This window comes from Streptomyces synnematoformans, from assembly GCF_039531005.1.
In the GTDB taxonomy this organism is placed as follows: Bacteria; Actinomycetota; Actinomycetes; order Streptomycetales; family Streptomycetaceae; genus Streptomyces; species Streptomyces synnematoformans.
This window is the reverse complement of sequence record NZ_BAAAPF010000247.1, coordinates 1-10,718: the sequence shown is the minus strand read 5'-3', so window position 1 is coordinate 10,718 and position 10,718 is coordinate 1. Positions and strand designations below refer to the sequence as shown.

The following is a 10,718-nucleotide window of genomic DNA, read 5'->3' as shown; positions in this document are numbered from 1 at the left end:
GCCGGCCTGCCCGGCGCCGGCCCCGAGCACGGCGGCGACCGTGAGCACGACCGCGACGACCGCGCCCCGCCCGCCGGCGCCCCCGCGGGGACGGCGGGCGACCGCGGGGGCGGAGCTGCTCATGCGCGGTCTCCTCGCTCGCCTGGCAGGGGCCCGCACGGAGCGGGCGCACGAAGAGGCCAGGCTACCCAGCTCCCCCCGGTAGGGACAGCCGGGCGGGCCCCGGTCGAAGGCTGGGCGGCGCCCGGGCGCGGGCTTCCGCGGGCGGTACGGCGGCGGTTCGCTGGAGGGGGACGCGACGCGGAGAGGTGGGGCGATGGACGTCAACGGCGCGGGGGCGCTGCTCGTGGCGGTCGTCGGCGTGGTCGGGACGCTGGTGTCGGCGCTGCTCACCCAGCGGGCGGCCGAGCACAGCCGGATCCGGGAGCAGGAGCGGGTCGAGCGGGCGCGGGCGCGGGCCGAGGAGGCCGGGGAGCGGCGCGCCTGCTGCGTCGCGCTCAACGCCGCTTCCCGGCAGTACCTCGCGGCCCTCACCGACCAGTTGCACGCGCTGGCGCGGGGGGAGGACGCGCGCGCGGTCCGGCAGCGCCTCACCGAGGCGAGGGACCTGCACCGGGACGTGTACGCCGGGGCCCAGCTGCTGCTGCCCGACGCCGTACTCGCCGCGGCCGGCGAGGTCACGCACGCGCTCGGCACGCTCTACGGCCGGCTCCGGCGCCTGGACGACGGCGTGCCCCGCCCGGGCGACTCCCTCGACGCCGCCCGGGGCGAGGTCGACGCGCTGTGGGACCAGCTGCGGGAGCTGCGGCGCGGGATGCGGGCGGACCTGGCGGCCCCGGGGCCGCCGGCGCGGCCGGGCCCGTCGGCGCCGCACGCGCTCTCCGTCCGTACCGGTGCGCCGGAGCGGATCGGCGTTCGGGCGTCGTCGTGCCGGGCGCGTCGTCATCATGGAGTCCGGTAGGGGTCGTCGGGGTCGCGGACGCGAGGAGTGCCGGTGGGCGGAGCAGCGGGGGAGAGCGGGGGTGTCCGGGCGGTCCGGGCCTGGGCGGACGAGGCGATCGGGCGGGCGAAGGAACTGCTGCCGAAGCCGGACGCCCCCGCCCGGCTGTCCCGCGCCCACCACGAGTCCGTCGCGGAACTCGACGAACTCCACCGGCTGCTGGACCACGACCCGCGGCTGCGCTGCTCGGTGGCCGTGTGGCTGGGCGGCGCCCTCACCCTGCGCCACGGCGCCGGCGGCGGGTCGCCCGCGGACCGGGAGCGGGCCGGCGGCCTGTTACGGCACGTGCGGGACCCGGCGACGGAGACCGGGGCCGCCGCCGGCGCCGAGGACCGGCGGTGGGCGGCGCTGTTCCTGCTGACGCACGCGCTGCCGCTGCAGGAGATGCTGGGCGGGCTCGCGCCGGAGCCGGACGTCACCGCCCTGTTCGACATGGTCGTGCGGGCGGGGCCGGACGGGATCGCCCCGCTGACGGCCGAGGTGCGGGAGCTGGTGGCCGACGCCGCCGAACTCCCGCTGCCGCCCGAGACGCTGCGGCCCCTGCTGCGGCTGCGCGACCTCTTCGCCGAGCCGTCCGCCGACGGGCTCACCGACCTGTTCACGTCCCTCCTGCCCGACGACGGCTCACCGGCCGTCGCCCATCTGCGGCGGCAGCTGACGGACCTGATGTCGCGGTTCGCCGGCGGCGCGGCGCCGTCCGCCGCGCCTCCCGCCGGGCCCGGTACGCGTACGGGCACGGGTACGGCCACGGGCGGCGGTGCCGGCGCCGGCTCGGGCGTCGGCGGGCCCGCGGCGGGTACCGGCGCCGTGCCCCGTACCCCCGAGGACGTCCGCCGGCTCCTCGCCGCCTGGCAGGCCGTCCACACCGCGTCCGTGGACTTCGTGGACCACGCCGGCGGCGGCGACCCGGCCGCGCTCAACCAGCAGCTCGCGCGGCTGCGCGCAGCGCTGGACGGGCTGCCGGAGGGAACGGGCGACAAGGACGCCCTCGTGGGGACGATGGCCATGCTGCTCACCATGAGCGACGGCGCCGGCGGCACCCTCGCGGACCAGAAGGCCGGTCACACGCACACCCGGGCGATCGCGGACTACCTCAGGCGCGCGTCGCAGCGCTCGGTCCCCATGGCCGACGGCTTCGCGGTGATGGCGGACCAAGTGCTCCTCCTCACCGACATCCGCGCCGCCGACCAGGACCAGGACGAGGAGCGGCTGCGCGAACTGGAGGCCCGGGCCTCGGAACTGGTCGCCGCCACCCCCGAGGACCACGACTTCCGCTTCGCGGTCCTCGTCGCCCGGGCCCTGGCGCGTCTCGCGCTCGGGCGGGCCACCCTGGACAAGGAGCTGCTCCTGGCCGGCCTCGCGGACTTCGAGGCCGGCCGGGCGGGCGCGGAGAACAGCAACCTCCCGGCGGAGGTGCGGGAGGCGTTCGCGACGCCGCCCGAGATCGCGGCCGTGCGCTCCTTCCTCACCGGCGACGCGGCGGGCCTCCCCGACCGGGTCGTGCCGCCGCCCGACGCCCCGGCCCACGAGCTGCACTCCGCCGCGAACAAACTCGAAGCCCGCTACCACCTCACCCGGGACCCGGACGACCTCGACGCCGCCGTCACCACGCTGGAACGGCTCCGGGAACACATCCGGCAGGGCCGGGCCCCGCGCGTCGCCGCCCGGGCGCTGTGGTCGCTGGCCGACGCCTACCGCACCCGCTGGCTCCGCGAGCGGAACACGGACGTCGCGCACGAGGCCGACGCCGCGTCCGGCCCGGACCGGGGCACCGACGCCGGCGCCGCGACCGACGCCGCCAACGAGGCCCTCGCCGCCCTCGCCGCCGACGTCCTCCTCCAGCAGGGCGCGGAACACCGCCTGGCCACCGCCCGCCACGGCGCCTCCCTCGGGGTACGGGCCGCGCTGTGGGCCGCCGTGCACGGGCGGGTGGGCGACGCCGTCGCCGCCCTGGAGACGGGCCGGGCCCTGGTGCTGCAGGCGGCGGCCACCTCCCGGGCCGTACCCGACCTGCTGGCGGAGCGCGGCCGCCACGACCTCGCCGCCGCCTGGCGGGAGTCCGGCGCCGCCGACGACACCGGGCCGCCCGCCGAACTGCCCAGCACGCTGCGCCGGGAGGCCCTCGAAGAGCTGGGCTACCGGGAGCGGGGCGGGCTGCTCGGCGCCCCCACCCTGCAGGAACTGGCGGACGGCGTGGACGCGGCCGGCGCCGACGCGCTGATCTACCTGGTCCCCGGCAGCGGCGGCGACGCCCCCGGCATGCTGCTGGCCGTGGGGCCGGAGATCGGCGTCGGCGTGGGCGCGCTGCCCGCGCTCGCCGAGTCGGCCGGCGGCCCGCTGGAGCGGTATCTCGACGCGGCCGCCGCCCTGTCCGGGGAGCACGCGGACGAGGGGGCGCGCCGGGCCGCGGCCCAGGCCCGGGAAGACGCCCTGGCGGAGCTGTGCGACTGGGCGTACGAGGTGGTCGCCCCCGTCCTCGCCGGGCTGGACGAGCACCTCCCGGGCGACGCGGCCGACCGCCGCACCCCCCGGGTCGCCCTGGTCCCCTGCGGCCGCCTCGGCGTCGTCCCCTGGCACGCGGCCCGCTTCCCCGAGGGCGCCCCGTACGACTACCTGTGCCAGGCCCTGGTGATCACCTACGCGGCCTCCGGCAGGCAGTTCCTGCGTACGGCCGGGCGCGCGCCGCGCGATCCGGTCTCGGCCCCCGCCCTGGTCGCCGACCCGACCCTCGACCTGGCCTACGCCGAGCCGGAGGTCCTGCACCTGCGCAACACCTTCTACCCCGGGGCCCGGCTGTACGGCGACTTCGGCACCCTCCCGCCCGGCTCCGTCCCCGAGGGGACCCCCGCCCAGCTGCTGGCCCTCCTCGCCCAGGACCACTCGATGGTGCATCTGGCGACCCACGGCATGGCGGGCGTCCGCCCGACGGAGTCGGCCCTGCACCTCGCCGCCACCGGAGCCGACGAGCGGGGCCGGCTCACCGTGACCCGACTCCTGGACCGTCCGGTGCCCGACGGGCAGGAGCGGCCGGACGGCCCGCTCATCGTGCTGAGCGCCTGCGAAACCGACCTGAGCACCCGCGACCACGACGAGGCCCTGACCCTCACCACGGCGTTCGTCGCCGGCGGGGCACGTGATGTCGTGGGGTCGCGGTGGACCGTCCAGGACAGTGCGTCGATCCTGCTGATGGCGGTCTTCCACCACCATCTGCGGGCCGGCCGCAGCCCCGTCGACGCCCTGCGGGCCGCGCAGCTGTGGATGCTCGACCCGGACCGGGAGGACCCCGGCTGTCTGAGCGGGACGCTACGGTCGGACATCGGCCGGCCCGACCTCCGACGCCCCTCCCTCTGGGCCGCGTTCATCCACCAGGGGCACCCCGGCCGGGGAGAGGAGACCGTATGACGACGGGTGCGGACGGCGGGGCGGACGTGCTCGGCCTCGTCGAGGAACATCTCGACAGCATCCACGACCGGCTGACGGACGAGGAGTACGAGCTGCTGCTCACCCGGCTGCGGGCCCTCGCCGACACCCCGCCGGACGACGCGAGGGCCGTGCGCCGCGCCTTCCAGGGCGTACGGCTCGGCCTGCTGCCGCTGCCGTTCGACCACCCGGTCCGGGCCGGACTGGACTCCTTCCGGCTCATCGCCGCGGCGCCCGACAGACGGCTGGCCGTGGAGCGGACGCGGGCCCTGCTGGCCCGGCTCGCGGCCGGGCCGCCCGACCCGCCGCGCTCCCCCGGCACCGCGGCCGACACCGCCGCCATCATCGCCGCCGTCAAGCGCAGGCTGCTCAAGGTCCCCGCCCTCTCCGCCGCCGCGGCCCGCACGCGCTGCGGCGGTGCGCCGCCGCCCGACCTGATCCTCCTCGTGGACCCCGACCGGGGGGACCGCTACCCGGAGTTCCAGTTCGAGCCCGGCGACGGGCCGTACCTGGTCGTCCTGCAGGTCAACCGCGTGCTGCACGCCGACGCGGACCCGTGGGGGGCCGCCGACTGGTGGCTGAGCCCCAACTGCTGGCTGGACGGCGGTCCGCCCGCCGCGCTCCTGGGCGTCCGGCCGGACGGTGACCTGGTCGACGCGGCCGTCGCGCTGGTGGAGGCGGACTGATGCGCGACGATACCGCGGCGCCCGCCGCGTACCGCTTCCGCCCGCACTGGGAGGTGCTGCCCGCCGGGACCCAGCTGTGGCGCAGGCACTCGTCCCGGTTCGCGCCCGAGGAGTTCAAGCCGTTCGACCCGCGCGACCCCGCGCCCGGCCGCTTCCACGGCACCGCCGCCGACCCGTACCCCAGCCTGTACGCGGCGCAGGACCCGGAGACCGCGCTCGCCGAGACCCTGCTGCGCTCGGTCGACTTCGACCCGGTGAGCGGCGTGCGGCTGGTGCCGTGGGCGTGGGCGCGGGGCAGGTCCCTGAGTGTGCTGCGGACCCGGTGCGAGCTGAAGCTCGTCTCGCTGTGCACGGGCACGGCCCTCGCCGCGGTCTGCCAGGACAGCCGCCTGCTGGAGAGCGAGGGGAGGGAGCACTACGAGCAGACGCGCGGCTGGGCGCGGGAGTTGCGGGTCCAGGCCCCCGAGGCCGCCGGGATGGTCTGGGACTCGAAGCGCAACCCGTCGGGGCGGGCCATGGTGCTCTTCGGGGACCGGTTGCCGGACCTCGCGGACGGGCCGCTCACCCCCCTGTCGTACCGCACCATCGCCGACCTCGGCTCCCCCGACGGCATCAAGGAGACCAACCAGCTGCTGGAGCCGCTCCGTGCGGCGATCCGGGAGCCGCTGCACCGCTGACCGCGTCCGCGTACACCGTTCGCTTGTCCGCCCGTGGCGCGGGTGCCATGGTGGTCGCCATGGCAGCGCCCCTCCTTGACACCGCGTCAGTCCTCGTGGACTTACGGGCCGTCCGCCGTGCCGGACTGCTGCGACTACGAGGCCGTGAGCTGCCCTCCCTGGAGGCTGCCGCGGCCTTGCTGGTGACCGCACGCACCCGCGAGGGCGCCGTGGAGGCGCTGCTCCGCCGCGCGGTCGAGCGGCTCGACGCGGGCACGCTGCGCACCGCGGCCGAGTACACGCTGGGGCTGGCGCAGGGCACGCGGGACTGGCCGGCGTCCTCCCGCCGGGCCCGTGCGGCCGAGGTGTACCGGGTGAGCGAGGAGCGGTTCCGCAAGCACCACGAGGTGATGGTCCTGGAGCAGGTGGCCGGGCAGATCGTGGAGTTGGCCGAGGGCGGCGGCGAGCCGGACGAGACCGACTGGCCGGCCGAGACCCACCGGTCCCTGGACGTCCTGGCCGGCGACCGGCCCGTGCGCCTCACGCTCCATCTGCACCCGGTCGAACTGCTGCGGGACGTGGACGCGGTGGTCTCCCCGGTGAACACGTACTTCGCGCTGCCCGAGCCGTACAAGTCGTCGGTCTCCGCCTCGCTGCGCCGGGCCGCCTCGGTGCGCGGCGTGACCGGCGACCTGCTGGACGACCCGGTCCACGACGAGCTGCGCAGGTGGACGGCGCGGCACGGCACGTCGGGCCGCCCGGTGATCCCCGGGACGGTGGCGGCGACGGGCGCGGGGGCGATGGCCGAGCAGGGCGTGCGGCGCATCTACCACGCCGCCGTGGCCCGGCCCCGGGCCGGCACGAACGACTACGACGTGCTGCCCGCCGACGTCACGCGCGCCGCCTCGCGCGCGCTCGCGCTGCTGGCCGAGGAGCACGACCGGTACACGCCGCCGCTGCGGTCGGTGTGCTTCGCGCTGCTCGGCTCGGGGCGCGGCGGGCTGCCGTACCGGGTGAGCGCGGCCGCGGTGTGGAGCGCCGTCGAGGCGGAGCTGGCCCGCGGCGCCCCCTGGGACGTGCACGTCGTCGTCCGCGACCCGGAGGCGGCCCGCGTGGTGGAGCGGACGGCGTCCAGGACCCGCCCGGGCCACGACCGGTCGGCGCCCGGCCGGTCCGCTTGACTGGACGTGCGGGCCGCCCGGACGGGTGCCGGGGGCAACTCCCCCGGGCGGCCCGTGCACCGGTCCCGATGTCCCGACGGTGCGTCAATTCTCGTAAGGACCAGACATGCCGGTGACGAAGCCCCATACCGTGGTCGCATGACCGGCGGGATGGTGCGGTGGGCGCACGGCCGCGCGGGTCGCACGGTGACCTGGCCGGCTCCGGACGCGTACGTCCTCGTCGACGGCGTCCTGTTACGCATGCGTCCCGAGCCGGCCGGAGTGCCGCCGGGCACGCCCGTCACCGTGCGCCTCGGCGAGGGAGAGCGGGGGCTGGTGGCGCACGCCGGCCCGGAAGCGGAGGACGGATGAGCCGCCAGGGCATCGAGGTCGGGGAAGGGTACGGGGAGCGGCAGCCCGTCGTCCTGCTCCTCGACACCTCCGCGTCCATGGGCCGGCCCGCGGAACACCCGCGGATCGACGAGCTGAACGAGGCGCTGACCCGCTGGTTCGACGGGATCCGGAAGCAGGAGCGGCTGCGCAGCCGGGTGGAGGTCTGCCTCCTCACCTTCGACTCCGCGGTACGGGTCCACGACCCGGAGCCCGGCGGCCTCGTCCCCGTCGGGGACGCCGACGCCGGCCGGCTCTTCGTGCCGGTGCACGACCTGCGGCCGCCCACCCTGCGGGCCGGGGGCCTGACCCGGCTGACGGAGGCCGTGGAGGCGGCCCTCGACCTGGCCCGCCACCGCTACCGCGCCCTCCAGGAGCAGCGGGTGCCCGTCCGGCGCCCCTTCGTCTGGGTCCTCACCGACGGTGCGCCCAGCGACGCCCGGGGCCGCCCGCTGGACGAGGCGGGCCTGGCGGACACCGCGGAGCGGATCCGCCGGGGCGAGGCGGACCGGGAGTGGGTGGTCCAGGTGGTCGGGGTGCGCGACGCCGACATGCCGATGCTCCGGGTCCTCGCGCCGCAGGGCACCTTCGCCCTGGCGCACCTGGACTTCGGCCGGATCATCGACCTGTTCTTCCAGAGCACCGACGACAGCTTCCCAGACGACGACGCGGACGGCGTGCACGCGCGCATCAAGGAGCGCGCAGCCAGGCTGGCGCGCATGGAGAGGCTGGAGAGGAGCCTCTAGGTGATCATCGCGGGCGCCGCCGTCCAGGGCACCGCGCACCTCGCCGCAGCGCAGGGCTGCCAGGACGCGTTCAAGGCGGTCGACCTGGGCGGCGCGGCGGTGCTCGCGGTGTCCGACGGCGCGGGCAGCCGGGACCGCAGCGCGCTGGGCGCCCATCTGGCGGTCGACGCGGCGTGCCGCCTGCTGGCGCGGGACGTCCCGGACGGCGCGGCGGCCCCGGAGCGGTGGACGCGGTGGATCGCCGGACGGGGGCGGCGGGTGGTCGGGGAGTATCTGCGGGCGGTGTCGGGGGTGCTGGGCGCGGGCTCAGGACCGGCGGAGCCCGGCCCCGGGGACCCCGGCGCGGCGAGGGCCGGCCCGGCGGACCCGGGCGCCCTGGCGGCCACCCTGACCGCGGCGGTCGTGGCCCCGCCCTGGGTCGCGTTCGTCTCGCTGGGCGACGGCTTCGGCACCCTGCTGACCCGCGACGACCGCAGCCACCTGGTCCTCCCACCGCCCGCCGGCCCGGCCGCCTTCCTCTCCTCCCCCGCCGCCGGGTTGCGCATCCGCACGTTCGCGGTCTGGGAACCCGAACTCGGCGGCGTCGCCGTGGTCACCGACGGCCTGGCCGCCCTCGCCCTCGACCACCCGTCCGGCCGCGGGCTGCCGCCGGCGGCCGGCCCGCTGCCCGCCGGGCGCTTCTTCGCCGGCGTGGCGGCGGCGCTCCGCGCGTCCGGCGGCGACGCCGGGCCGCTGCGCCGGCTGCTCTCCGGGCCGGAGGCCGCCCGGACCGGTGACGACCTGACCCTGCTGTGCGCTCTGGTCGAGGGGCGGTGACCGTGGCGCTGACCGTGGTGTCCGGGAACGGGCGCGCCTGGCGGCTCACCGAGCAGATAGGCAGCGGCTCGGAGGGGTTCGTGTACGGCGTCGAGGACACCCGCCCGCTCGTCGCGAAGCTCGTCCCGGATCCGCCCGACCCCGAGGCGTTCCGGCGCCGGGTGGCCCGCCTCGTACGGCAGCGCCGCGAACCACGCACCGTCGAGCTGCTCTCCGGCACGCCGGTCCGGCTGTCGTGGCCGCTGGTGCCGGTCCGTACGGCCGGCGGCGGACCGGAGCGTGTCGACGGCTACGTCATGACCGACATGCGCCACGCCTACCAGCCGTTCAGCCACCTCCTCGACCCGCACGCCCGCCGGGCCCACCTGCCCGCGGCGACCTGGGCGACCGCCCTGTGCGCCGCCCTCGCCCTCGCCCGGCTGCTGGCCCGGGTGCACGCCGAGGGGTACGTCGTGGGCGACCTGAAGCCCGACAACCTGTGGGTCGACGAGACCGGGCGGATCGGCATGGCCGACGTCGACTCCTGGCAGTTCACCGACGGCCGCGACACCTTCGCCGGCCGTATGCGCACCCCCGGCTACACGGCCCCGGAACGGATCGCCGCCCCCGCCGGCGCCCCGCCGGACAGCGCGTCGGACGACTTCGCCCTGGCCGTCCTGGTCCATCAGCTGCTCGTCGCCGGCCTGCACCCGTTCGCGGGCCACCCGGCCGGGGGCGGCTGCCTCCGTGACTACACGTCGTACGACGACAACGTCGTGCACGGCCGCTGCCGGCTCCTCGACCGCACGTCGGTGCTGCTGCCCCGCTCGGCGCCGCCCGCCGACCTGCTGCCGAGACCGCTCGCCGAGGGATTCCGGGCGGCGTTCGCGCCCGCGGGGCGGCGGCCGACGGCGGCGGGCTGGGCCCGGTCGCTCGCGGCCGAACTGGCCCCCGGCCGGCTGAAGGTGTGCGCGGTGAACGCCCGGCACGTGCACACCGTGGAGCGGCCCTGGTGCCCGTGGTGCGACCAGGCCGGGCAGGGCTTCGACAGCTACCCCGACGATCCGCGGGAGGACGCGTGACCGGCCTGCTCTCCGTCGCCCGCACGCTGGACCGCTGCACGGTCCTCGGCCCCGGCACCCGCGCGGTCGTCTGGGTCCAGGGCTGCCCGCTGCGCTGCCGGGGCTGCGTGGCCGCGGAGACGCTGCCGTTCGACGGGGGCACCGCCCGGCCCGTCGCCGAGGTCGCCGGCTGGCTGTGCGGTCTGGACGGCATCGAGGGCGTGACCCTGTCCGGCGGCGAGCCCTTCAGCCAGGCCCGGGCCCTGGCCGAGCTGCTCGACGCGGTACGCGCCGAGCGCCCGGACTTCGGCGCGATGGCGTACTCCGGCTTCCGGCACGAGGCCCTGCGGCGCGGCGGCCCCGACCGGCGCGCCCTGCTCGCCCGGCTGGACCTGCTGGTCGACGGGCCGTACGTCGCGGCGCGGCACGGCAGTCTGCACTGGCGCGGCTCGGCCAACCAGCGGCTGATCCCGCTCACCGACCGCTACGCGCACGCGCTGGCCGGCCCGGACACGACCGCGGGGATCGAACTGTCCGTCGGCCCGGACGGATCCGTCTCGTGGGCGGGCGTGCCGCCCGCACCCGGATTCCGCGAGGGACTCGAAGACCGGCTCGCGGCACGCGGGTTCGTGCTGCACACCGAAGCCCGGAGGGAACGATGAGCGGATCGCCGAAGTACAGCACAGTCCGCGTGGGCGCCGCGTACGCCCGGCGGGAGGCGGCGGAGCGCCGGCGCCGGGAGGCGCGGCGCCGCGCCCGGGAGCAGCAGCGGGCCGCCGAACGGGCCCGGCTCGCCCGGGAGGC

Annotated in this window: 10 protein-coding genes; all 10 read left to right on the top strand. The window is 77.5% G+C overall.

Going from position 1 to position 10,718, the window contains the following annotated elements; translation table 11 throughout:
• Window positions 1-316 precede the first annotated feature (316 nt).
• Window positions 317-961 (top strand): hypothetical protein, encoded by a 645-nt coding sequence (locus ABD317_RS27390; RefSeq protein ID WP_344292989.1) that lies wholly within the window; start codon window positions 317-319, stop codon window positions 959-961.
• Window positions 962-994: 33 nt separating this feature from the next.
• Window positions 995-4,402 (top strand): CHAT domain-containing protein, encoded by a 3,408-nt coding sequence (locus ABD317_RS27385; RefSeq protein ID WP_344292987.1) that lies wholly within the window; start codon window positions 995-997, stop codon window positions 4,400-4,402.
• Window positions 4,399-5,106: a hypothetical protein gene (locus ABD317_RS27380; protein WP_344292985.1), complete on the top strand. Its 708-nt coding sequence runs from the start codon at window positions 4,399-4,401 to the stop codon at window positions 5,104-5,106. Before ABD317_RS27385 ends, ABD317_RS27380 begins: the two co-directional genes overlap by 4 nt.
• Entirely contained in the window at window positions 5,106-5,783 is a 678-nt protein-coding gene (locus ABD317_RS27375) for an RES family NAD+ phosphorylase (protein WP_344292983.1), read from the top strand. Before ABD317_RS27380 ends, ABD317_RS27375 begins: the two co-directional genes overlap by 1 nt.
• A 59-nt stretch (window positions 5,784-5,842) precedes the next feature.
• Window positions 5,843-6,943: a macro domain-containing protein gene (locus ABD317_RS27370; protein ID WP_344292981.1), complete on the top strand. Its 1,101-nt coding sequence runs from the start codon at window positions 5,843-5,845 to the stop codon at window positions 6,941-6,943.
• Between the two features lie 138 nt (window positions 6,944-7,081).
• Entirely contained in the window at window positions 7,082-7,294 is a 213-nt protein-coding gene (locus ABD317_RS27365; protein WP_234019840.1) for a hypothetical protein, read from the top strand.
• Window positions 7,291-8,058 carry a vWA domain-containing protein gene (locus tag ABD317_RS27360; RefSeq protein ID WP_344292979.1) on the top strand — a complete coding sequence of 256 codons (768 nt, stop codon included), beginning with the start codon at window positions 7,291-7,293 and terminating at the stop codon, window positions 8,056-8,058. Before ABD317_RS27365 ends, ABD317_RS27360 begins: the two co-directional genes overlap by 4 nt.
• Window positions 8,059-8,874 (top strand): protein phosphatase 2C domain-containing protein, encoded by an 816-nt coding sequence (locus tag ABD317_RS27355; protein WP_344292977.1) that lies wholly within the window; start codon window positions 8,059-8,061, stop codon window positions 8,872-8,874. It begins immediately after the preceding gene.
• A 2-nt stretch (window positions 8,875-8,876) separates the two neighbouring features.
• On the top strand, window positions 8,877-9,935 hold the full coding sequence (locus ABD317_RS27350; protein ID WP_344292975.1) for a protein kinase domain-containing protein: 1,059 nt from the start codon (window positions 8,877-8,879) through the stop codon (window positions 9,933-9,935).
• Complete coding sequence (locus tag ABD317_RS27345; protein ID WP_344292973.1) at window positions 9,932-10,576, top strand: 4Fe-4S single cluster domain-containing protein; 645 nt, start codon at window positions 9,932-9,934, stop codon at window positions 10,574-10,576. Before ABD317_RS27350 ends, ABD317_RS27345 begins: the two co-directional genes overlap by 4 nt.
• Window positions 10,577-10,718: the final 142 nt, after the last annotated feature.